25 protein-coding genes are annotated in these 21,320 nt (G+C 56.9%); 23 read left to right on the forward strand and 2 right to left on the reverse strand.

What is annotated here, in order from left to right; all coding sequences use genetic code 11:
• Window positions 1-44: 44 nt before the first annotated feature.
• From nifH to THINI_RS20320, 21 genes are all read left to right on the forward strand, one after another.
• Window positions 45-920, forward strand: a complete 876-nt coding sequence (gene nifH, locus THINI_RS20220; protein WP_002710379.1) for a nitrogenase iron protein — start codon at window positions 45-47, stop codon at window positions 918-920.
• A gap of 112 nt (window positions 921-1,032) precedes the next feature.
• A complete protein-coding gene (gene nifD, locus THINI_RS20225; protein ID WP_002710380.1) occupies window positions 1,033-2,511 on the forward strand; it encodes a nitrogenase molybdenum-iron protein alpha chain in 1,479 nt (492 codons plus the stop codon).
• Window positions 2,512-2,661: 150 nt separating this feature from the next.
• Window positions 2,662-4,233 carry a nitrogenase molybdenum-iron protein subunit beta gene (gene nifK / locus THINI_RS20230; RefSeq protein WP_002710381.1) on the forward strand — a complete coding sequence of 524 codons (1,572 nt, stop codon included), beginning with the start codon at window positions 2,662-2,664 and terminating at the stop codon, window positions 4,231-4,233.
• Window positions 4,234-4,305: 72 nt separating this feature from the next.
• Entirely contained in the window at window positions 4,306-4,521 is a 216-nt protein-coding gene (nifT, locus tag THINI_RS20235) for a putative nitrogen fixation protein NifT (RefSeq protein ID WP_002710382.1), read from the forward strand.
• A gap of 36 nt (window positions 4,522-4,557) precedes the next feature.
• On the forward strand, window positions 4,558-4,752 hold the full coding sequence (locus tag THINI_RS20240) for a 4Fe-4S binding protein (RefSeq protein WP_002710383.1): 195 nt from the start codon (window positions 4,558-4,560) through the stop codon (window positions 4,750-4,752).
• Between the two features lie 56 nt (window positions 4,753-4,808).
• Complete coding sequence (locus THINI_RS20245) at window positions 4,809-5,282, forward strand: NifB/NifX family molybdenum-iron cluster-binding protein (RefSeq protein WP_002710384.1); 474 nt, start codon at window positions 4,809-4,811, stop codon at window positions 5,280-5,282.
• Window positions 5,279-5,551, forward strand: coding sequence for a DUF6129 family protein (locus THINI_RS20250; RefSeq protein ID WP_002710385.1), 273 nt, complete (start codon window positions 5,279-5,281; stop codon window positions 5,549-5,551). Before THINI_RS20245 ends, THINI_RS20250 begins: the two co-directional genes overlap by 4 nt.
• Complete coding sequence (locus THINI_RS20255) at window positions 5,544-6,299, forward strand: 4Fe4S-binding leucine-rich repeat protein (RefSeq protein ID WP_002710386.1); 756 nt, start codon at window positions 5,544-5,546, stop codon at window positions 6,297-6,299. Before THINI_RS20250 ends, THINI_RS20255 begins: the two co-directional genes overlap by 8 nt.
• Window positions 6,292-7,245, forward strand: coding sequence for a hypothetical protein (locus THINI_RS20260; protein WP_002710387.1), 954 nt, complete (start codon window positions 6,292-6,294; stop codon window positions 7,243-7,245). Before THINI_RS20255 ends, THINI_RS20260 begins: the two co-directional genes overlap by 8 nt.
• 17 nt (window positions 7,246-7,262) lie before the next feature.
• Window positions 7,263-7,517 carry a DUF3144 domain-containing protein gene (locus THINI_RS20265; protein WP_002710388.1) on the forward strand — a complete coding sequence of 85 codons (255 nt, stop codon included), beginning with the start codon at window positions 7,263-7,265 and terminating at the stop codon, window positions 7,515-7,517.
• The gene (locus THINI_RS20270) at window positions 7,510-8,055 is read left to right on the forward strand and encodes a flavodoxin (protein WP_002710389.1); all 546 of its coding nucleotides are present in this window, start codon (window positions 7,510-7,512) and stop codon (window positions 8,053-8,055) included. Before THINI_RS20265 ends, THINI_RS20270 begins: the two co-directional genes overlap by 8 nt.
• A gap of 279 nt (window positions 8,056-8,334) precedes the next feature.
• Window positions 8,335-8,766 carry a nitrogen fixation protein NifX gene (nifX, locus tag THINI_RS20275; protein ID WP_245536658.1) on the forward strand — a complete coding sequence of 144 codons (432 nt, stop codon included), beginning with the start codon at window positions 8,335-8,337 and terminating at the stop codon, window positions 8,764-8,766.
• Window positions 8,763-9,245, forward strand: a complete 483-nt coding sequence (locus tag THINI_RS20280; RefSeq protein ID WP_002710391.1) for a SoxR reducing system RseC family protein — start codon at window positions 8,763-8,765, stop codon at window positions 9,243-9,245. Before nifX ends, THINI_RS20280 begins: the two co-directional genes overlap by 4 nt.
• Window positions 9,242-9,715 (forward strand): NifX-associated nitrogen fixation protein, encoded by a 474-nt coding sequence (locus THINI_RS20285; RefSeq protein ID WP_002710392.1) that lies wholly within the window; start codon window positions 9,242-9,244, stop codon window positions 9,713-9,715. Before THINI_RS20280 ends, THINI_RS20285 begins: the two co-directional genes overlap by 4 nt.
• Window positions 9,716-9,725: 10 nt before the next feature.
• Window positions 9,726-9,941 (forward strand): CCE_0567 family metalloprotein, encoded by a 216-nt coding sequence (locus tag THINI_RS20290; RefSeq protein ID WP_002710393.1) that lies wholly within the window; start codon window positions 9,726-9,728, stop codon window positions 9,939-9,941.
• A 10-nt stretch (window positions 9,942-9,951) separates the two neighbouring features.
• Entirely contained in the window at window positions 9,952-10,266 is a 315-nt protein-coding gene (gene fdxB / locus THINI_RS20295; RefSeq protein ID WP_002710394.1) for a ferredoxin III, nif-specific, read from the forward strand.
• A gap of 27 nt (window positions 10,267-10,293) precedes the next feature.
• Window positions 10,294-11,439 carry a homocitrate synthase gene (gene nifV, locus THINI_RS20300; RefSeq protein ID WP_002710395.1) on the forward strand — a complete coding sequence of 382 codons (1,146 nt, stop codon included), beginning with the start codon at window positions 10,294-10,296 and terminating at the stop codon, window positions 11,437-11,439.
• Window positions 11,430-12,257 (forward strand): serine O-acetyltransferase, encoded by an 828-nt coding sequence (gene cysE / locus THINI_RS20305; RefSeq protein WP_002710396.1) that lies wholly within the window; start codon window positions 11,430-11,432, stop codon window positions 12,255-12,257. The genes nifV and cysE overlap by 10 nt, the downstream gene beginning before the upstream one ends.
• Before the next feature lie 2 nt (window positions 12,258-12,259).
• Window positions 12,260-12,808 (forward strand): hypothetical protein, encoded by a 549-nt coding sequence (locus tag THINI_RS20310; protein ID WP_002710397.1) that lies wholly within the window; start codon window positions 12,260-12,262, stop codon window positions 12,806-12,808.
• A 55-nt stretch (window positions 12,809-12,863) separates the two neighbouring features.
• Complete coding sequence (locus tag THINI_RS20315; protein WP_002710398.1) at window positions 12,864-13,724, forward strand: SIR2 family protein; 861 nt, start codon at window positions 12,864-12,866, stop codon at window positions 13,722-13,724.
• A 2-nt stretch (window positions 13,725-13,726) separates the two neighbouring features.
• Complete coding sequence (locus THINI_RS20320) at window positions 13,727-13,963, forward strand: hypothetical protein (protein WP_002710399.1); 237 nt, start codon at window positions 13,727-13,729, stop codon at window positions 13,961-13,963.
• Window positions 13,964-13,977: 14 nt separating this feature from the next.
• Here THINI_RS20320 and THINI_RS20325 read toward each other — a convergent pair whose 3' ends face one another.
• A complete protein-coding gene (locus THINI_RS20325) occupies window positions 13,978-15,558 on the reverse strand; it encodes an ATP-binding cassette domain-containing protein (protein WP_002710400.1) in 1,581 nt (526 codons plus the stop codon).
• A 205-nt stretch (window positions 15,559-15,763) separates the two neighbouring features.
• Window positions 15,764-19,642, reverse strand: coding sequence for a methionine synthase (metH, locus tag THINI_RS20330; RefSeq protein ID WP_002710401.1), 3,879 nt, complete (start codon window positions 19,640-19,642; stop codon window positions 15,764-15,766).
• Window positions 19,643-19,776: 134 nt separating this feature from the next.
• Here metH and THINI_RS20335 point away from each other — a divergent pair, with 134 nt between their 5' ends.
• Window positions 19,777-20,907: an acyltransferase family protein gene (locus THINI_RS20335; RefSeq protein ID WP_002710402.1), complete on the forward strand. Its 1,131-nt coding sequence runs from the start codon at window positions 19,777-19,779 to the stop codon at window positions 20,905-20,907.
• A gap of 18 nt (window positions 20,908-20,925) precedes the next feature.
• Entirely contained in the window at window positions 20,926-21,306 is a 381-nt protein-coding gene (locus tag THINI_RS20340; protein ID WP_002710403.1) for a hypothetical protein, read from the forward strand.
• Window positions 21,307-21,320 lie beyond the last annotated feature (14 nt).

The raw sequence follows: 21,320 nt of genomic DNA on the forward strand, positions 1-21,320 counted from the left end.
CTCGTCATAAACATTCTGTCCATCAACACTAAGGAGACCAAGATATGGCACTGCGTCAATGTGCAATCTACGGTAAAGGCGGCATCGGCAAGTCTACCACAACCCAGAACCTGGTTGCAGGTCTGGCAGAACTGGGTAAGAAAGTCATGATCGTGGGCTGTGACCCAAAAGCTGACTCCACTCGCCTGATCCTCCACTCCAAGGCACAAAACACCATCATGCACCTGGCTGCTGAAGCCGGTTCTGTTGAAGACCTCGAACTCGAAGACGTACTCAAAGTCGGCTACGGCGACATCAAATGTGTTGAATCCGGTGGTCCAGAACCAGGCGTTGGCTGTGCAGGCCGCGGCGTTATCACCGCCATCAACTTCCTGGAAGAAGAGGGCGCGTATGACGACGAACTCGACTTCGTATTCTACGACGTACTCGGCGACGTGGTATGCGGCGGCTTCGCCATGCCTATCCGCGAAAACAAGGCTCAGGAAATCTACATCGTCTGCTCCGGCGAAATGATGGCCATGTACGCGGCCAACAACATTGCCAAAGGTATCGTGAAATACGCCAACTCCGGTGGCGTGCGTCTGGCTGGCCTGATCTGCAACTCACGTAACACTGACCGTGAAGACGAGCTGATCATGGCGCTGGCTGAAAAAATGGGCACCTTCATGATCCACTTCGTACCGCGTGACAACGTTGTGCAACGCGCGGAAATCCGTCGCATGACGGTTATCGAATACGATCCATCTGCTGGCCAGGCCGACGAATACCGTCAACTGGCGCAGAAGATCATCGACAACAAGCGTCTGGTCATCCCAACCCCCATCACCATGGATGAACTGGAAGACCTGCTGATGGAATTCGGTGTCATGGAAGCCGAAGACGAAACCATCGTCGGCAAAAAAGCCGTTGAAGAAGCCTGATCCAGACCGGGTATGTAGGGTGGGTGGAGCACAAGCGATACCCACCATCTTCCTCCCCCCATTCCGCTCTCACCCGTCCACGGATTAGTGGCGGTGAAACAGGAGACAAGACATGAGCAACCTGACACGCGAAGAAACCGACGCCCTCATTGCCGAGGTGCTGGAAGTTTATCCTGACAAGGCCAAGAAAGACCGCAAGAAGCACTTGGCGACCAACGATCAGAGCATCGAACAGTCCAAGAAGTGCATCACCTCCAACCGCAAGTCCCTGCCCGGCGTCATGACCATCCGTGGTTGTGCGTATGCTGGTTCCAAAGGCGTAGTTTGGGGGCCGATTAAGGACATGATCCACATTTCCCACGGCCCGGTTGGTTGCGGCCAATACTCCCGTGCCGGTCGTCGTAACTACTACGTCGGCACTACCGGCATCAACACCTTCGGTACAATGAACTTCACGTCCGACTTCCAGGAAAAAGACATCGTATTCGGCGGCGACAAGAAGCTGGCCAAGCTGATCAACGAAATCGAAGGTCTGTTCCCGCTGGCCAAAGGCATTTCCGTTCAGTCTGAATGCCCAATCGGTCTGATCGGTGACGACATCGAAGCGGTTTCCAAAAAAGCCTCCAAGGAACTGAACAAGCCAGTCGTACCGGTACGCTGCGAAGGTTTCCGTGGCGTTTCCCAGTCCCTCGGCCACCACATCGCCAACGACGCGATCCGTGACTGGGTGCTGGACAAGCGCGACAACGATCATAGCTTTGAATCCACCCCTTACGACGTTTCCATCATCGGCGACTACAACATCGGCGGTGATGCCTGGTCTTCCCGTACCTTGCTGGAAGAAATGGGTCTGCGCGTCGTTTCCCAATGGTCTGGTGACGGCACCCTGTCTGAAATGGAACTGACCCCGAAAGTGAAGCTGAACCTGCTGCACTGCTACCGCTCCATGAACTACATCTCCCGTCACATGGAAGAGAAGTACGGTATTCCGTGGGTTGAGTACAACTTCTTTGGCCCGACCAAGATCGCCGAATCCCTGCGCAAAATCGCCAGCTACTTCGATGACACCATCAAGGCAGGTGCTGAGCGTGTGATCGAACGTTACCGTGCTGAATACGAAGCGGTTATCGCCAAGTACCGCCCGCGTCTGGAAGGCAAGCGCGTCATGCTGTACGTCGGCGGCCTGCGACCACGTCACGTCATCGGCGCTTACGAAGATCTGGGTATGGAAGTCGTCGGCACCGGTTACGAGTTCGCTCACAACGATGACTACGATCGCACCATCAAGGAAATGGGCAATGCCACCCTGATCTACGACGACGTGACCGGCTACGAATTCGAGGAATTCGTCAAGAAGGTCAAGCCTGACCTGATCGGTTCCGGCATCAAGGAAAAGTACATCTTCCAGAAGATGGGTATTCCTTTCCGCCAGATGCACAGCTGGGACTACTCCGGCCCATACCACGGTTATGACGGCTTCGCCATCTTCGCCCGTGACATGGACATGACGCTGAACAACCCTTGCTGGGGCAAGCTGAAAGCGCCATGGATCAAGGACGAAGCCAGCGACGTGCAAGCGGCTGCCGCGTAAAACCGGGAGAGGGCGTATGCAATACGCCCCTACGGAGAACGCGTCCCATGTAGGGGCGTATTGCATACGCCCATTTGCATACGCCCCGAATCCAGATTTAAACCTGCTACCCGTTGTTCGCAGATTAGCGGCGCGGGAGGAGATACGAAAATGAGCCAAGCTGTTGAAAACATCAAGCCAAGCTACCCTTTGTTCCGTGACGATGACTACAAGGCATCCCTGAAAAACAAACAGGATAACTTTGAAGAGCGTCACTCCCCGGAAAAAATCCAGGAAATCTTCAACTGGACAACCACCGAGGAATACAAGGAACTCAACTTTGCGCGTGAAGCCCTGACCGTCAACCCGGCCAAAGCCTGCCAACCTCTGGGTGCAGTGCTGTGTGCGCTGGGCTTTGAAAAGACCCTGCCTTATGTGCACGGTTCACAAGGTTGCGTGGCGTACTTCCGTACCTATTTCAACCGTCATTTCAAGGAGCCGATTGCCTGCGTATCCGATTCCATGACTGAAGATGCGGCAGTATTCGGTGGCCAGAAGAACATGTTCGATGGCCTGGAAAACGCCAAGGCGATTTACAAGCCGGAAATGATCGCGGTTTCCACTACCTGTATGGCGGAAGTTATCGGTGACGACCTGAACGCCTTCATCGGCAACGCCAAGAAGGAAGGCCACATCGAGCAGGAATTCCCGACCCCGTTCGCGCATACCCCGAGCTTCGTTGGTTCCCACACCACCGGTTGGGACAACATGTTTGAAGGCATCCTGCGTTACTTCACCCTCAACCACATGGAAGGTAAGGAAGTCGGCAGCAACGGCAAGATCAACATCGTGCCAGGCTTTGAAACCTATCTGGGTAACTTCCGCGTCATCAAGCGCATGATGAAGGAAATGGGCGTCGACGCCACCCTGATGTCCGACCCGACTGAAGTGCTGGATACGCCTGCCGACGGCAAATTCCGCATGTACTCCGGCGGCACCAGCCTGGCGGAAGTGAAGGATGCGCCTAACGCTTACGACACGCTGTTCCTGCAAAACTGGCAGTCTGCCAAGAGCGAAAAGTTCGTCAAGAACACCTGGAACCATGCTGCGCCCAAGATCAACATCCCGATGGGGCTGGACTGGACTGACGAGTTCCTGATGAAAGTCTCCGAAATCACTGGTCAGCCGATTCCTGAATCCCTGCTGCTGGAACGTGGCCGTCTGGTCGACATGCTGACCGACTCCCACGCATGGCTGCACGGCAAGAAATTCGGCCTGTACGGCGACGCCGACTTTGTGCTGGGCATGACCAAGTTCCTGCTGGAGGTGGGTGCCGAGCCAACCCATATCCTCTGCAACCACGCCAACAAGCGCTGGAAGAAGGAAGTGGAAAAACTGCTGTCCGAATCCCCTTACGGCCAGAACAGCGAAGTCCATATCGGCAAGGACTTGTGGCACTTCCGCTCACTGATGTTCACCAACAAACCGGACTTCATGATCGGCAACAGCTACGGTAAGTTCATCCAGCGCGACACGCTGCACAAGGGCAAGGAACACGAAGTTCCGCTGATCCGCATCGGCTTCCCGATCTTCGACCGTCATCACATGCACCGTGATACTACCCTGGGTTACGAAGGTGCGATGACCATGTTGCGTACCCTGACCAATGCGGTGCTGGAGCGTCTGGACGAGGAAACTCGCGGCATGGGTACTACCGACTATAACTACGACCTGGTTCGTTAATAGCCTGTCGAAGAAACCCACCCCAAACCCCTCCCTTATCAAGGAGGGGCTTTGAGGAATAGGAGAACCCTTATGCCTAGCGTGATGATCCGCCGCAACGACAGTGGCAGCCTGCTCTTCTACGTTGCCAAGAAAGACATGGAAGAAACCATCGCCGCTGTCGAGAAAGACACTGCCGAAGAATGGGGTGGTGAAGTTGAGTTGACCGACGGTTCACGTTGGTATATCGACCCGATCAGCCCTCCACCTGCATTTCCGACTACCTTGCGCTTCAAGCGCGCTGACTGATTCTGACCTAGCAACATCCTTACAAGGAGATTCGTCATGGCATTGAAAATCAACCGCGACATCTGCACATCCTGTGGTGATTGCGAACCTGTTTGCCCAACCAAATCCATCAAGCCTTTCAAAGGCACGTACAAAATCGAAGCTGACACCTGCACCGAATGCGAAGGCGAGTTCGATGAACCGCAATGCCTGAAAGTGTGCATGGAAGACGATTGCATCGAATACGTTTGATCCTGTAGGGGGCGTGATGCGTCACGCCCATCTCACCTCTACCCAAGGAGCCGATCATGAGCGACATCCCGACTCCCCAAGCCTATACCGACGGCGACATGCCTGATTCCATCCGCGTAGCCTGTGCTTCCAATAACGGCGAATTACTGGATGGTCACTTTGGTTCCTGCGAACGTTTTCTGGTCTATCAGGTGTCGCAAGCCGAATATCGCCTGATTGACGTGCGTGACGTGGGTGACGATGAAGCCGAAGAAGATAAGAATGCCTACCGCGCCAGCCTGATTCTTGACTGTCAGGTGCTGTTCATTGCTTCTGTGGGTGGCCCGGCGGCAGCCAAAATCGTCAAGAAAGGCATCCACCCGATCAAGCAACCGACGGTTGTTCCCACTAGCGAATTGCTGGCAAAACTGCAACCAGCACTGGCCAACCCGCCACCGTGGCTCGGCAAAGTGATGGGCAAGGATGCGGAAGCCCGCACCCGTTTCAGCAGCGGCGATGACGACGACGAGCTTCTGGAGGCGGAAGGATGATGACGCCGGAACAACTCGGCGGCATCGTCGCCTGCGTGGAAAGCAATGGTTTGGCCGACACGCAACTGCCTTACCTGCGCGGTGGTTTCCCCGACCTGCATTTTACCTGGTGTATGGATGATGACGTATGCGGCCCGCAACCCGCTGCGCAAGGCAAAGGTTTCAACGTGTACCTGGTCGACAGCAGCAGCCATTGCTTATGTTTTACCCCCAGTCTGGAAGCCGCCAGTGGCGTGGTTATTGCTGAACTGGGGGAGGACGATGCCTGACATCCTGCCTATGGAACTGAGCACACCGATCGCCGATTGCAGCCACTGCCCACACCGCCTTGACCGGTTGGCGCAGGATCGCTGCCAACCCGGCGACCGTTGCGTGAAAGCCATGAGCGGGCGGCAAATCGACCGATTTTTCCGCGAAAATCCCGACCTTGCAGCGGACTACACCGGCGATGATTTCTGGGAGCGGCGTGCGATTGCGGCGCGCTACGTTTCACAGGAACGCCTGCTGGCTATGGTCGGCGACCCCGATGAGGTAGTACGCAGGGTGCTGGCCTACCGGTTGCCGGTCACAGAACTACACCGCCTGATTGACGACAGCGACCGCGAAGTGCGCATTACCGTTGCTGACCGCTTGTCGCCGGAGCAACTGGAACGGCTGGCCAACGACGGTGACTATCTGGTGCGCAAATACGTGGCGCGGCGGATGCCTGCTGGCCGTCTGTTCCGCATGATCTGCGACGACGACCGCGAGGTGCGCATGACCGTGGCACGGCGTTTGCCCATAGAAAGCCTCGGTTTATTGCTGAACGATCAGGAACCGGAAATCCGTCGCATTGTCGCCGAACGTATCCAGCCGGAGGCTCTCAGTGGTCTGCTCAATGACCCCGATTGGAGTGTGCGTGTCAAGGTCGCCGAACGCGCCACCCAAGGAATGCTGGAAGTACTGGTTTTCGATACTGACCCCGACGTGAAGGAAGTCGCCCGCCAGCGGCTTCGGGAGATGCAAACCCATGAATGACTTTGACTGGCAAGCCAAAAAACTGATGACGCAATGCCCCGAATTGCCGGTCAGCACGGGGCATGACGATTTGCTGAAGACCATCAACGCCCTGTTTGCGCCGCTCAACCTGGAGTTCTCGCTGGTGCTGGAGCGTAGTGGCTGGCATCGCCTTGGCGGCGTGGTCGACATCGACATGCAACCTGTGGCCAGCAACCTTCGCGTTTGGGCAGAGGAGGAATCCGACGGTGACGTGGACACCCTGCTCGACAAATACGCCGGGCAGCCGATGTTCGCCACCCGGCTGGAAGGCCGCACCCTGTATTTCACTGCCCCGACCGGCGACAGGCCGGAGCATTTCCTCCAGCTTGAAATCGAAATCAGTCAGGAAGTGCTTGACCGGCCGTTGTTCGACCCTGAATTCATGCCGGACAATATCGAGGAATTCCTCGACCCAATCGACTTCCCGCGCCTGGAACCGGAAGTCATCGGTCAGCCACGCTACGCGTTCCGTCGCCTGCACAAGATGCTGGATATTTTCCTCGAACAGAACCCACACAGCCGCCATGTACAAAACCTCAACCGCTTCATGCAGGACTGGCATGACAGCAGTGCAGGGCAGAACGAGGATGTGCCCTTTTGTTCCCGCTGGGTAATGGTGTTGCAGGAATACCAGGGCAGTGACAAGGAAAGCCATTTCAACATCAAGCCGGTGCCTACCTTCACCCAGCCGCTGAAAGATTTTGAACCGGAGTTGCATGGCTCCAGGCTGGCGCAAACCATTCACGCCTTTGACCGCTGGGTAGGCTATCCGTTTGCCTGGTTTTTCCTGATGATCAACCGCAAAGGTGTACCGGTCGAGGTGGCCGACGCTGTGTTGCGTGACCAGATGGAAGCCTACGATTACCTGCCCGCGCGTGACCTCAAAATCCTGCGCGAGTGGGAAAAACGGCCTTACAGCGTTTAAATAAGGGGGAACTGACGATGCAGGAACTGGATTTTCACGAAGTTGCCGACGAATTCGTCAATCTGGCGAATGATCTGAGCGACGAATGGGCACCGAATTTTCTCAGCGCGGCAATCCTGTACGCGGCGGCACGCTATAACGCTTTCCATTTCATGGAAACCAATGGTGACCCGGACAAAGAGGTGGCAGCGGTCGAGTATTACACCGAGCAATACCGGCGCATGTTGAAAGAAAACCTGCATGAGCTGAAACACGGTATCGCGCATGAATAAGATCGGCATCTTTTTCGGCACGGATTCGGGCACGACGCGGTTGATGGCGAAGAAAATGGCCAAGCTGCTGGGCGATGCCGCCGCCAAGCCGGTCAACGTCAACCGCAGCACGGCGGAGGATCTGCTGCAATACGACGCGCTGATCCTGGGCACGCCGAGTTACGGCGTCAACCAGTTACCGGGCAAGAGTACCAAGGTTGAAGACGGCTGCTGGGAAGAATTCATGCCACAATTGCAAGGCGCAGATCTTTCCGGCAAGACCATTGCGCTGTATGGCACGGGCGATCAGGAAAAATACCCTGACCGCTTTGCGCATTCGCTGATCCATCTATACGACTGGTGCATGGCAGGCGGTGCGGAAGTAGTCGGGCAGTGGGCTACCGACGGCTACGAATTCGAGCATTCGCCCTCGGTGGTGGACGGAAAATTCGTGGGTCTGGTTCTGGATGAGCGTTCACAAAGCGGCCTAACCGGTGAACGCCTGGCTGCCTGGATCGCCCTTGTAAAACCCGCCCTACAGGCCAAACTGACGGGCTGAGCATGGCTGACATTTACCACGGAGGGCGGCCAACGGTCGCCCTTTTGCATGTTTGTCATTGTAATCTGTCGGTGTCACACATCCCTCATTGTTGTATTCACTACAAAGCAAATAACAGAATAAATTAATATATAACAATGTGTTAAGTAATGGCATACGCTTTGCATTACTCTTCTGAACCGGCGGACTACGCCCACGATGAAGCAAACGACGAGGTAGGCGGCTATGGCCCTGACAAGGCGGCTCATGGTGCTCGGACAAACGACTGAGGATACATTCATGGATACAGCCATCAAGGTGGCCTTCGCATCCACCGACATGAAGCACATCGACCAGCATTTTGGCGCGGCGGAATCATTCGCGATTTATGCCATCAACCCCGACGAAGCGCAACTGGCGGAAGCTACCCAGTTCGGCAAGCTGGCAATGGATGGCAACGAAGACAAGCTCGACGCCAAGATCAAGGCTCTGGATGGCTGCGTGGCGGTGTATTCGCAAGCGGTTGGCGCATCCGCCGTTGCCAAGCTGAAGGCTGCCAACATCCAGCCCATCAAGGTCAGCAATGGCGCGGTCATAGCCGACCTGATTGAAGCCTTGCAGGACGAACTGCGCCAAGGCCCGACCGCGTGGCTGGCGCAAGCCATCAAGCGGATGCAAGGGCCGAATGCCGCCCGCTTCGACGCCATGGAAGCCGATGGGTGGGACGAATGATCGAGGAAACCGCCACCGTGGTTGACGCCACCGACGATTATATCTGGGTGGAAGCCAAAGCCCGCAGCGCTTGTTCCACCTGCGGCTCGCAAAGCGGTTGCAGCACATCCAGCTTGTCGAAACTGTTCGGTGTCCGCCAGCAGCATATCCGTCTGCCCAATACCCTAGGCTCCCATGCTGGCGAACAGGTCGTCATTGGCGTGGAGGATCAGGTGATGGTCACGGCCTCGCTGGCCGCCTACATCCTGCCGGTGGTGTTGATGATAGCCAGCGCCATCGCTGCTGACAGTGCCGGGTTAAGCGACCAGCAGTCTGCCGCTAGCGCACTGGCTGGCCTATTGGCAGGGTTGCTGGGCGCAGGTTTCCTGACCGCCAGCTACCGTATGAAGCGCTACTTCCAGCCGCAACTATTACGCAAGGCGGATGCATTCAGCCTCCGCCCGATCGAATTCCAACCTTTCCAAGGAGACCAACCATGAGCGAAACCAGCACCCTGATTGCTGCTGACGACCCCGTGCTCGGCACCGATTTCGCCACCGAAATGCTGCGCCAGATGCGCGCCATGGACAGCTACGGCACTTACGACACCTACACCCCGGCCAAAATCTTGGAGCCGTTCATCCTGACCAAGGCGATGAAACGCGAAATCCCCATCATCGGTGACCCGGACGAAATCACCATCGCCCGTGTGAAAGCGTTCTACAACGCCATCGCCGCCCTGATCGAAAAGGAATGCAAGCTGATGGCCGTGCCAATGCTCAACCTGACCCACGAAGGCTTTGGCCGCGCCATCATTACTGTCGGTAAGCTGGTAGTGGCTGACCGTACCCTGCGCGACGTACACCGCTTCGGTTTTGAATCCCTCTCCAAAATGAAGGACGAAGCTGACAAGCTGCTGTCCGTTGCCCTCACCCTGATCGGCGAACACGCCGCCGTTGCCGGATTGTAAGGAGGCCGCCATGACCCCGGAAGAACTCAAAGCCCTGCAAAAAGCCGTCAACAAGGCCAAGCGTATTGCCACCGAGCACGCCAGCGAACTGCACGATCTGGTGGAAGACAAGCTGCCCGCCGGTTACGAGGAACTGCCCGCTGTTGCGCAAGCCACCTACGAAGCCTGCGTCGCCTGGGCGGAGGCCACCGCCAAACTGCAAGCCGCCGAAGCGGCAGCCAACTGAGGAGATGCACATGGAACCGATTACTGGCATTACCCGCGGCGGCGTTGCCTGGACACCCGCCTTCATCACCGCCATCAATCAGATCAAATGCATCGGCTGCGGACGCTGCTACAAGGTCTGTCCGCGCGACGTATTTGAACTGGTGGAACGCGACGAACTGGAACTGGAAGACGACGGCGAAGAGCTGGACGACGATTTCGACGATGATGACAACACCATGGTCATGAACCTGAAAGACGCGCTGGACTGCATCGGCTGTCAGGCGTGCGCCAAGGTATGCCCAAAGAAATGCATGAGCCACGCGCCGCAAACACTGGCGGCCTGAGGGAATCCACAAGCATGAGGTAGCGGTATGGAAAACACCTTCATCACCATCAACGACACCACCCTGCGTGATGGCGAACAGTCTGCCGGGGTCGCTTTCTCGCTCAATGAGAAGCTGGCGATTGCCCGTGGGCTGGATGCGCTGGGCGTCCCCGAACTGGAAGTTGGCATCCCCGCGATGGGTGAGGAGGAACGTGAATCCATCCGCGCTGTTGCCAGCCTCGGCCTCAACAGTCGCCTGATGGTGTGGAGCCGGATGCGCCGCGACGACATCCTGCTGTCCCGCGATCTGGGGGTGGACATGATCGACATTTCCATCTCGGTTTCCGACCAGCAGATCACCCACAAGCTCAAGCGTGATCGCGAATGGGTATTACGGCAAATCCGCGAGCATGTACAGATTGCACTTGATCTTGGTCTGGGTGTAGGCGTGGGGGGCGAGGATTCCTCCCGCGCCGACCACGACTTTCTGCTGCAAGTGCTGGAAACTGCTGAAGCCGCTGGCGCACAACGCTTCCGCTTCGCTGACACGGTGGGGATCATGGAGCCGTTTTCCACCCACGAATGGATTTCATCGTTACGCGCTCACACCGGCCTCGAAATCGAAATGCACGCGCATGACGACCTCGGCCTCGCCACCGCCAACACGCTGGCGGCAGCGCGGGCAGGCGCGACCCACGTCAACACCACCGTCCACGGCCTTGGCGAACGCGCTGGCAACGCACCGTTGGAAGAAGTTGCGCTCGGCCTCAACCGCCTCTACAACCTGCATTGCGGCATCAACCTGAAACGCTTCCGCAAGCTTTCCTTGCTGGTGGAAAAGGCATCCGGTCGCCCGGTCGGCTGGCAGAAAAGTTTGGTCGGGGAGGGCGTATTCACCCATGAATCCGGTATCCATGTCGATGGCCTGCTGAAAGATTCGCACAATTACCAGGGTTTCGACCCGGCGGAAGTTGGCCGCTTTCACCAACTGGTGCTGGGCAAGCATTCGGGTACGCACGGCGTGTTGCGGGCTTATGCGGCACTGGGAATGCAGTTGGAGCAGGCACAGGCGGAAGCGATCCTGGCACTGGTACGGCGCTATTCCACCAGCCACAAGCAACCGCCAGGGGTGGATGAGTTGTACGGGTTCCTGCAACAGACGGGGATACAGGGGGCAGACACATGTCACTAGAAATCGCCGCAAGCACCACAGAAACAACAGAATATTTTAAGAATCCATCTTTTTGGCGACTGATCAGCGAAGATATCACCTGCGTCTTCCAGCGCGACCCTGCCGCCCGTTCCCGCTGGGAAGTCGCCACCCTCTACCCCGGCATCCACGCCGTCGCGCTGCAACGCATTGCCCACAGCTTGTGGAAACGCAACTGGCGTTACTTCCCGCGCTTCATTTCCTATACCGCACGCTGGTGGACAAATATCGACATCCATCCGGGGGCGAAAATCGGGCGACGTTTTTTCATCGACCACGGGGCTTGCGTGGTGATAGGCGAAACCGCCGAGATTGGTGACGACGTAACGCTCTACCACGGCGTCACGCTCGGCGGCGTATCCTGGAACAAGGGCAAGCGCCACCCCACCTTGGGCGATCGGGTAGTAGTCGGCGCAGGTGCGAAAATCCTCGGCCCGATCGAGCTGGGCAATGATGTGCGGGTGGGAGCTAACTCCGTCGTAGTACGCAATGTCGCCTCCAGCAAAACCGTGGTCGGCATTCCCGCCAAGGTTGTGCAGCGCAACACCGCCCGCAACGACAACCCGGAAGGCATCGACCTCAACCACCACCTGATTCCAGACCCGGTAGCGGGCGCAATCCAGTGCCTGCTCGACCGCATCCGTCTGCTGGAAGAAAACGCCGGCAAACGTGGCTGCCTGCATGTCGCCGAGGATGATGACGGCGAAGAATGCCACCACTGCGATGCCCGCGACCTGTGCGACGACGATTTGACCTCCCCGACTGAAACCACCATCCACTTCAAGAACAGGAAACAATAACAATGGATTTACAGGATTTTGAGGCCGAAGACCTCTACTTCAACGCCGAAATTAACCCCGAGGTAGCGGAGTTGCTGGATGAAGCCGCCAACCTCTACCCGGAACCCGAGGCCGAAACCCTGTTGTTACGCGCCTATTTCCTTGCCCCCGAAGACCTGAACGTGCTGGTCGCGCTCTACCGCTATTTTTATTACCAGCACCGCCTGTCCGACGCACTGATTGTGGCGCATAAAGCCATCACCGTCAGCGGCAGGCGTCTGAGCCTGCCGGAAGACTGGCGGAGTCTGACCCAGTTGCATCTGGGGCAGGGCGTACTGGTGTCGATGACCCTGACCCGTTTCTACCTGATGGCGCACAAGGGCGCGGGCTACCTGGAAATGCGCCTGGGCGAGCTGGCAGATGCAGTAGGCCGCTTACAGACGCTGGTCGACATCGACAGCAATGACCGGCTGGGCGTGAAAGCCCTGCTGGATCTGGCGCAGGAACGTTTGCAGGAACAGCGCTATGCCGAAATGGGAAATGTGATTTCCATGCGGTCTGTTCGCGCCTGATGCTTAAACCCAGTGCATGTCCCAACGGATTTATGCCAAATCATGAGGAATTACCATGTCGGATATGACACTCAAATCCCTGCTTGTCGGCGTCGAAAGCGGCAAGATCGTCCCTTACCTTGGCGCAGGCGCGTTGCAGGGTTCCGTCGACAAGGCGAACGGGCAAGCCATCCCCGCTGACAGCGATAGCCTGATTCTGGCCATGAATGGCGGCAAGCCAATGTCGCAACGCCTGATGTGGGAATTCGCCCGCGCCGCGATGGATGTGGAGCTAAAAAAGGGTCGCAAAGCTGTGCACCGCTTTCTGGAAGAAACCTACGGCCAACGTGCATGGACTCGTGCCCCCATCCACGATTGGTTGGCCAGCATCGAGCCACAGTATGTCATCGACATCAACCGCGATACCCAGTTGCAGGATACCTACGCCGACCAGCCGCATACACTGGTGCGCGGCACGGCACGGATTGCCGGAACCAACTACCGTTTCACCCTGAACGAATACATGGGCAGTGGCGGTTATAAGGAAGTGACCCAGGAAGAGGTCAATCCTGATCTCCCGATCCTGTTCAAACCGATGGGTAGCCCGCGTCCGGATTCGGTTTACATTGCCTCCGACGCGGATTATGTCGATTACATCACCGAGTTGATGGGCGGGTTTGCGATTCCGTCCTTCCTCAAGGAATACCGCAAGGGTAAGCAGTATCTGTTCATCGGGATGCGTTTCCAGCGTGACACCGAGCGCATGGTGATGTCCGACATTACCTACGCCGCCGCCGAACCGAAAGGTTGGGCACTGATTCCGCAACCGACCGACAAGGAAAAGCGTTACTGCGCACGGCAGGGCATCGAAATTATCGAAGCCGATGTCAGTGACCTGTTGGCGGCGGCTGGTTTTGCGCCTGCCGAGGCGGCCTGATCATGCGTGAATTTGTTCCCTGCAAGGGCAAGGATGCTTGTCGGGAGGACGGTGAGACTTGCCTGACCTGTGGGCGCAAGCTTACCGAAGTGGCGCGGGCGGTGTTCCTGATGAACGAACTCAGTGATTTCGTGATCGAGCAGGAGTATGCAAATGTGGACGAGTTTGCAAGCTACATCGCCCGTAAACTGGTGAAGAAGGTTAAACACCGCCGTGAAACTGCGGACAAACTGATCTGATATTCTTTGCCCGGTTACTCATTGCTGGGTTCCAGTGTCAGGCTGTGCTGGATATTCAGTGCTTTGCTGAAAGCCGCATCGTGTGACACTACCAGTAGCGTGCCAGGGTAAGTGGCCAGTGTTTGTTCCAGCAATAAGCGTGAATCCAGATCCAGGTGGTTGTCAGGCTCATCCAGCAGTAACAAATCCGGGGCTTTTTCACCGATCATGACAGCCAGCAGCGCCACTTTCAGGCGTTCGCCACCGCTGAGTTCCCTGACTGGCTGCAAGGCTTTGTTGCCACGCAGACGGACTCCGGCCAGTTCGGTGCGTAGCAGGGTTTCAGGGGAAACAGGGTGCAGGCGTTGCAGGTTGGCAAGGGCGGAGGTGTTTGCATCCAGCAGGCTGAAATGCTGATCCAGATAAAGGCAATTCCCATGGTGCTTACAGACACCCGCAACAGCCTGTTCCAGCCCGGCAATCACGCGCAGCAGGGTGGATTTGCCACTGCCGTTTTTACCCCGGATATGCCAACGTTCCCCCTGATGCAGGGTGAAAGACAAGGGTTTATGCCTGACGTAGGGTAAAACCAGCCCGGCCACATGCAGGCACAGCTTGTTGAAGTTCGTTGCGGGGGCAAAGCGCAGGGTCTGCGGTTTGATGGTGTCCATTTGTACTTGGGTGGCATTCAGTTCGGCCAGCAGTTGTGCGTTGCGTTGCTGGTGTTGTTGCCTGAGGGTGGCAAGATTGTTTTCGGCACGTTCCTGTTGGGCGTCCAATAGCAGTTTGCTTTGTGAGCGGGCATAACGTTGCCGTTCACCCTGTTTACGGCGTTGGGCGGCTTTTTCCAGCGTAGTCTGTTGGGCCAGTTTTTGTTGTTGGTGGGTTTTCCTGAGTGAGGTTAGCCGTTGTTCCGTGGCGGCAATTCTGGCCGTGCTGATGTTCTGGTAGAGCGTGTAGTTGCCACCGTATTCATGCAGACCCTGCTGATCCAGCTCCAGAATTCGGTCGACCTGTTGCAGTAATTCGCGGTCATGGGAGGCAATCAGTGCACCTGCCGGGTGGTGGACGAGTTTTTGCCGTAGCCAGTCATGCCCTTCCGCATCCAGATGATTACCGGGTTCGTCCAGTAACAGATAGTGGTTGGGCAGCAGGAATGCCCGGCACAGTGCCAGCCGGGTTTGTTCGCCACCGCTGAGACAATCTGCCGGTGCTGACAGGGGCCGGTGCAGCCCCGCGTCGTGCAATGCCTGATCCCATTGGGCAGGCAGATGCCAGCGATTTTCCACCCGTACAAAATCCTGCTCGCGGCTTTCACCCCGCTGGATGCGCTGGAAACAGTCATGTAAATCACCGACACCCAGGGCATCCGCCAGTCGCAAACCTTGCGGTCGCTCCAGTTGCTGCACCCAATGAAAAGGTACAAACCAGCGGATGCTGCCGTTGTTGGGTGGAAGAGCCTGTGCCAGCAATGCCAGCAACACAGACTTGCCTTGCCCGTTACGTCCGGTCAGCCCGGTCAGGCTAGCGGTTAGCGTGGTGGAAAGCCCGGAAAATACCGGTCTGGCATCAAACTGCCGGGTCAATTGGGAAAACTGGCAAACAACGCGCGTCATAGGGAACTCCTGACATATGCGACAGGCTACGACTGCGGGTAAGAAAAGTGTGGATGCAACGCTTGCCTGTACGACCAAACCGCCAGCATGGAAGCTGGATGAACGTGGTGATGACAGGACTTAGTTCATGGCGTCGAAAACTCCGGAGTGTGGGATTGCTATACTGGGGAAAAGCCTACAACAAGTAGGCCGGTATGGCAATTTATTACGCTTCATACCCCAATACTGGAGCCAGCCACCGTTCCATCTCCTCTATGCTCATCCCCTTACGCTTGGCGTAATCCTCCACCTGATCGCGCGCAATCCGCCCGATGCCGAAGTAGCGCGAATCCGGGTGGCTAAAATACCAGCCGGAGACAGACGAAGCCGGGTACATCGCAAACGAGCTGGTCAGTTCCATACCGGTATTTGCCTGCACATCCAGCAGTTCCCACAACGTGGCTTTTTCGGTGTGATCCGGGCAGGCCGGGTAGCCGGGGGCAGGGCGGATACCCTGGTATTTCTCGGCAATCAGCGCGTCGTTATCCAGCGTTTCGTTGGTGGCATACGCCCAGAATTCCTTGCGCACACGCTCGTGAATATGTTCCGCCAGCGCTTCGGCCAGCCGGTCGCACAAGGCTTCCAGCATGATGGCGCTGAAATCGTCGTGCTTGGCGCGGAAAGCTTCCAGATGTGGCTCAATGCCAAACCCGGCGCTGACCGCAAACACGCCCATCCAGTCTGCCTTGCCGGAATCCTTCGGTGCTACGAAATCGCCCAGCGAGTAATTCGGCTGCTGCCCGTTCCGATCCATCTGCATCCGCAGGTTGTGCAGGGTGGCGCGCGGCTGGGTACGGGCTTCGTCGGCATACACCACGATGTCGTCACCTTTGGCATTGGCCGGGAAGAAACCGACCAGCGCTTTCGCCTGTACCCACTTTTCCGCCACCAGTTTTTCCAGCATGGCTTTGGCGTCGGTCAACAGCTTGCTGGCTTCTTCGCCGACTACTTCGTCGGTCAGAATCGCCGGGAACTTGCCCGCCAGTTCCCAGCTACGGAAGAATGGCGTCCAGTCGATACGTTCCACCAGTTCCGCCAGCGGATAATCATCGAATTTGAGGATGCAGCCATCACCGGAATGCAGCAGTTCTGCATTGGCAGGAATAGCACTTTGCGCAATCTGCTGTTGTTTCGCTGCTTTTTGTTCGGCAATCTTCGCTTGCAACTCATGCGCAATACAGCAGTAAGTCTTCTTGTTCCCCTCCCCCCCTGCGGGGGAGGGGCTAGGGGTGGGGGGGAATGTGGCGGAGCACGCCATCTCCAAAATCTTCGGCTTAACCGGCGAATACTCACTCCAATCCGCCTTAAACCCATTAGCCCGTGCATCCGCCAGACTCACCAGCTTTCTTTCCGTCTGATTGGCCGCACGCTTCACCCGCACCTGCTCATATTCCGCCCGAATGCTGGCGACATACCCTGCCTTCTGTTCCTTCGACAGCAGTGCACTTGCCACGCCCACGGCGCGGGACGCATCCTGCACATACACCACGATGTCATTCTTGTACTGCGGCTCAATCTTGACTGCCGTATGAATCTTGGAAGTGGTCGCGCCACCAATCAGCAACGGAACGTGGAAATCCTGCCGTTGCATTTCCTTCGCTACATGCACCATTTCATCCAGCGACGGCGTGATCAGGCCGGAAAGGCCGATAATGTCCACTTTCTCATCACGCGCCACCTGCAAAATCTTTTCCGCCGAAACCATCACGCCGAGGTCGATGACTTCGTAGCTGTTACATTGCAGCACCACGCCAACAATGTTCTTGCCGATGTCATGCACGTCGCCCTTGACCGTCGCCATCAGGATTTTGCCGTTGGCCTGTACGTCGCAGCCTTCCTTCTCGGCGGCCATGAACGGGTCGAGATAAGCCACCGCCTTCTTCATCACCCGTGCGGATTTGACCACCTGTGGCAGGAACATCTTGCCTGCGCCGAACAGGTCGCCGACCACGTTCATGCCATCCATCAGCGGGCCTTCGATGACCAGCAGCGGGCGCCCCAGTTTCACGCGGGCTTCTTCGGTGTCTTCGTCAACGTAGGCGTCGATACCCTTGACCAGCGCATGTTCGAGGCGCTTTTCGACCGGCCAGCTACGCCATTCCAGATCTTCCTTCTTGGTTTCAACATTGCCGTCGCCCTTGTAGTTGGGGGCAATGTCGAGCAGGCGTTCGGTCGCGCCCGCATCCTTGTTCTGGATCACATCTTCAACCGCATCGCGCAACTCGGCTGGAATATCGTCGTAGACCGCCATTTGCGCAGCATTGACGATACCCATGTTCATCCCGGCCTTGATGGCGTGGTAGAGGAACACGCTGTGGATGGCTTCGCGCACCGGGTTGTTGCCCCGGAACGAGAACGACACGTTGGAAACGCCGCCGGAAATGCTCGTGTATGGCAGGTTCTGCTTGATCCAGCGGGTGGCCTCGATGAAATCGACCGCGTAGTTGTTGTGTTCGTCGATGCCGGTGGCGACCGCGAAAATGTTGGGGTCGAAAATGATGTCTTCCGGCGGGAAGCCAACCTGTTCGGTCAGAATCTTGTAAGCACGGGCGCAAATCTCGATCTTGCGCGCTTCCGTATCTGCCTGACCTTTTTCGTCAAAGGCCATCACGATCACCGCAGCACCGTAACGGCGCACCAGCCGGGCTTGCTGGATAAATTTTTCCTCGCCTTCCTTCATCGAAATCGAATTGACGATGCCCTTGCCCTGGATGCATTTCAGGCCAGCCTCGATGACTTCCCACTTGGAGGAGTCGACCATCACCGGCACCCGCGCGATGTCGGGTTCGGAGGCAACCAGATTGAGGAAGCGGTGCATTTCCTTTTCCGCATCCAACAAGCCTTCGTCCATGTTCACGTCGATGACCTGTGCGCCGTTTTCGACCTGATCCAGCGCGACTTGCAGGGCTTCGGTGTACTGGCCATCCTTGATCAGGCGTTTGAATTTGGCGGAACCGGTGACATTGGTGCGTTCGCCGACGTTGACGAACAGGCTATCCTTGCCGATGTTGAACGGCTCCAACCCTGACAGGCGCATTTCGCGCGGCAGGTCGGGAATCTGGCGCGGGGCAATGCCATCGACCGCTTTGGCAATGGCTGCGATATGTGGCGGGGTAGTGCCACAGCAGCCGCCAACGATATTCAGGAAACCGCTTTGCGCCCATTCCTTGATGTGCCCGGCCACTTCGTCCGGCCCCATGTCATATTCGCCCATTTCGTTCGGCAAACCGGCGTTGGGGTGCGCGGAGACGAAAGTGGCGCTGACGCGCGACATTTCTTCGACATACTGGCGCAGCAGGTCAGGCCCGAGCGCACAGTTAAGGCCGAAGGACAGCGCATCGGCGTGTGACAGCGAGTTGTAGAATGCTTCGGTGGTCTGGCCGGACAGGGTACGCCCGGACTGGTCGGTAATGGTGCCGGAAATCATGATCGGCAGCTCCACCCCGTCTTCGTCGAACACCTGCTTGACCGCAAACACGGCGGCCTTGGCATTGAGCGTGTCGAAAATGGTTTCGATCAGGATGATGTCCGCGCCGCCTTCGATCAGGCCACGGGTGGATTCCATGTAATTCATCACCAGTTCGTCGAAGGTGACGTTGCGGAAACCGGGGTCGTTCACATCCGGGGAAATGGAACAGGTGCGGCTGGTGGGGCCGAGTACGCCTGCGACGAAGCGCGGTTTGTCCGGCGTGCTGTATTCGTCGGCCACGGAACGCGCCAGTTTTGCTGCCGCTACGTTGATTTCATACGCCAGCTCTTCCATGTCGTAGTCGTGCATGGAAATGCGCGTGGCATTGAAGGTATTGGTTTCGAGAATGTCCGCACCCGCTGCCAGATACTGGCCGTGGATTTCGCGGATGATTTGCGGTTGGGTCAGCACCAGCAGGTCGTTGTTGCCCTTCACATCCGAATGCCAGTCGTGGAAGCGTTCGCCACGATAGTCGGCTTCCTGCAATTTGTAGCGCTGGATCATGGTGCCCATTGCGCCGTCGAGGATCAGGATGCGTTGGGAAATGGCCTGTTGGAGTTGTGCTGTGCGGGTCATGGTCGAAACCGGGTCTTATCAAAAAAGGGGTCATCGTAACATATAAGAAAAGTTTGCCTAACTGCTATCGTTTTCCAGTTTTGGAAATTTTGGGCTAAGATTTGGTCTGTTTTAATCATTAAGCGGATTATGCCGTGATTTATCGAAAGGAAATTGACGGGTTGCGTGCCGTCGCCGTTCTTCCTGTCATCTTCTACCATGCCGGTTTTGCTTGGTTTCCCGGTGGCTATGTGGGTGTGGATGTGTTTTTCGTCATCAGCGGTTACCTGATCACCTCCATTATTCTGGGTGAGCTGGAAGCAGGACGTTTTACCCTGGCCGGATTCTACGAACGTCGCGCCCGCCGCATCCTGCCCGCGCTGTTTTTTGTGTTGCTGGCCTGCCTGCCATTTGCCTGGTTGTGGTTACTGCCGGACGAGCTGACAGCTTTTGGTCAAAGTGTTATGGCGGTGGTGGGGTTTGTCTCCAACATCCTGTTCTGGTTGCAAACCGACTATTTTGGCCCGACGGCGGAGCAGATTCCACTGCTGCATACCTGGAGCCTGGCGGTGGAGGAGCAGTATTACTTGTTGTTCCCGCTATTCATGTTGCTGGCATGGAAACTGGGCAAGCGCTGGTTGGTGGGCGTGATTGCAGCTGTTGCGCTACTCAGCCTGGGTTGGTCGGAATGGTTGTGGCGGCAGTCGGTGGAAGCCAATTTCTACCTGATTCCCAGCCGTGCGTGGGAATTGATGGTGGGGGCACTGACGGCGTTTTACCTTCATAAAAATACGGCTGCGCAGGGAAGGGCGGCACAGTTCGCCAGCCTGTTGGGGTTGGGGTTGCTGGCTTGCGCTGTGCTGCTGTTTGATAACGGTATCCCGTTCCCCAGCCTGTATGCGCTCGTCCCGGTGGTGGGGGCTGCGTTGCTGATCCTGTTTGCCCGTCCAGCAACCTGGGTTGGGCGCTTGCTGGCTTGCCGGGTGTTGGTGGGTATCGGGTTGGTTTCCTACAGCGCCTATCTATGGCATCAGCCAGTGTTTGTGTTCGCGCGGATGCAAAGTATGGAAGAGCCAGGTATGGAACTAATGGCGGCCTTGAGCTTGCTGTCGTTGCTATTGGCGTGGTTTAGCTGGCGCTGGGTAGAAAAACCGTTCCGCGACCGCCGCCATTTTACCCGCAAGCAAATCTTTACCAGCGCAGCCATCGGCAGTTTGATATTGCTGGCGATTGGCGGCTGGTTGGTGTGGGCGCAAGGCGTCCCCAGCCGCTTTACAGGACTTTGATCGCATAAGGACTAACGGATGCAGACTGGCGAAAAACTACTTTTGAGCATCATCGAGCTGGGTGGCTACCCGGATTTTACCCCTTTGTACCAGCGGCTGGGTTACACCGTTGAGCGCCAGACCAGTATGCGCAAGGTGCTACAATTCCTGAAGAAAAACACCCCGGCGGTGATCGTGGCGGAATTCAATTATCAGTCGGATTTCCGTGACCGCACCAGCAGCCTGGAATCCATGATGGCGGTGGTGCAGCGCTTGCCAGATGTGCGTGTGATCGTGTTTTACGATAAAGAACAGGCGCATCAGTTGGCGCGGCTGGAGGCACGTTTTCTGTTGGCGGCCAAGTTGGCGTTTCCGGTGACGGAGGCGATGGTGGAAGAGACGCTGGTGAAACTTCGTTGATCAAAAAATCCGCA

The organism is Thiothrix nivea DSM 5205, assembly GCF_000260135.1.
GTDB classification, from domain to species: Bacteria; Pseudomonadota; Gammaproteobacteria; order Thiotrichales; family Thiotrichaceae; genus Thiothrix; species Thiothrix nivea.

What these genes read in the sequence shown, in the direction of transcription:
- nifH (WP_002710379.1), top strand. Translation starts at nt 45, where the DNA reads ATGGCACTGCGTCAATGTGCAATCTACGGTAAAGGCGGCATCGGCAAG.
- nifD (WP_002710380.1), top strand. Translation starts at nt 1,033, where the DNA reads ATGAGCAACCTGACACGCGAAGAAACCGACGCCCTCATTGCCGAGGTG.
- nifK (WP_002710381.1), top strand. Translation starts at nt 2,662, where the DNA reads ATGAGCCAAGCTGTTGAAAACATCAAGCCAAGCTACCCTTTGTTCCGT.
- nifT (WP_002710382.1), top strand. Translation starts at nt 4,306, where the DNA reads ATGCCTAGCGTGATGATCCGCCGCAACGACAGTGGCAGCCTGCTCTTC.
- THINI_RS20240 (WP_002710383.1), top strand. Translation starts at nt 4,558, where the DNA reads ATGGCATTGAAAATCAACCGCGACATCTGCACATCCTGTGGTGATTGC.
- THINI_RS20245 (WP_002710384.1), top strand. Translation starts at nt 4,809, where the DNA reads ATGAGCGACATCCCGACTCCCCAAGCCTATACCGACGGCGACATGCCT.
- THINI_RS20250 (WP_002710385.1), top strand. Translation starts at nt 5,279, where the DNA reads ATGATGACGCCGGAACAACTCGGCGGCATCGTCGCCTGCGTGGAAAGC.
- THINI_RS20255 (WP_002710386.1), top strand. Translation starts at nt 5,544, where the DNA reads ATGCCTGACATCCTGCCTATGGAACTGAGCACACCGATCGCCGATTGC.
- THINI_RS20260 (WP_002710387.1), top strand. Translation starts at nt 6,292, where the DNA reads ATGAATGACTTTGACTGGCAAGCCAAAAAACTGATGACGCAATGCCCC.
- THINI_RS20265 (WP_002710388.1), top strand. Translation starts at nt 7,263, where the DNA reads ATGCAGGAACTGGATTTTCACGAAGTTGCCGACGAATTCGTCAATCTG.
- THINI_RS20270 (WP_002710389.1), top strand. Translation starts at nt 7,510, where the DNA reads ATGAATAAGATCGGCATCTTTTTCGGCACGGATTCGGGCACGACGCGG.
- nifX (WP_245536658.1), top strand. Translation starts at nt 8,335, where the DNA reads ATGGATACAGCCATCAAGGTGGCCTTCGCATCCACCGACATGAAGCAC.
- THINI_RS20280 (WP_002710391.1), top strand. Translation starts at nt 8,763, where the DNA reads ATGATCGAGGAAACCGCCACCGTGGTTGACGCCACCGACGATTATATC.
- THINI_RS20285 (WP_002710392.1), top strand. Translation starts at nt 9,242, where the DNA reads ATGAGCGAAACCAGCACCCTGATTGCTGCTGACGACCCCGTGCTCGGC.
- THINI_RS20290 (WP_002710393.1), top strand. Translation starts at nt 9,726, where the DNA reads ATGACCCCGGAAGAACTCAAAGCCCTGCAAAAAGCCGTCAACAAGGCC.
- fdxB (WP_002710394.1), top strand. Translation starts at nt 9,952, where the DNA reads ATGGAACCGATTACTGGCATTACCCGCGGCGGCGTTGCCTGGACACCC.
- nifV (WP_002710395.1), top strand. Translation starts at nt 10,294, where the DNA reads ATGGAAAACACCTTCATCACCATCAACGACACCACCCTGCGTGATGGC.
- cysE (WP_002710396.1), top strand. Translation starts at nt 11,430, where the DNA reads ATGTCACTAGAAATCGCCGCAAGCACCACAGAAACAACAGAATATTTT.
- THINI_RS20310 (WP_002710397.1), top strand. Translation starts at nt 12,260, where the DNA reads ATGGATTTACAGGATTTTGAGGCCGAAGACCTCTACTTCAACGCCGAA.
- THINI_RS20315 (WP_002710398.1), top strand. Translation starts at nt 12,864, where the DNA reads ATGTCGGATATGACACTCAAATCCCTGCTTGTCGGCGTCGAAAGCGGC.
- THINI_RS20320 (WP_002710399.1), top strand. Translation starts at nt 13,727, where the DNA reads ATGCGTGAATTTGTTCCCTGCAAGGGCAAGGATGCTTGTCGGGAGGAC.
- THINI_RS20325 (WP_002710400.1), bottom strand. Translation starts at nt 15,558, where the DNA reads ATGACGCGCGTTGTTTGCCAGTTTTCCCAATTGACCCGGCAGTTTGAT.
- metH (WP_002710401.1), bottom strand. Translation starts at nt 19,642, where the DNA reads ATGACCCGCACAGCACAACTCCAACAGGCCATTTCCCAACGCATCCTG.
- THINI_RS20340 (WP_002710403.1), top strand. Translation starts at nt 20,926, where the DNA reads ATGCAGACTGGCGAAAAACTACTTTTGAGCATCATCGAGCTGGGTGGC.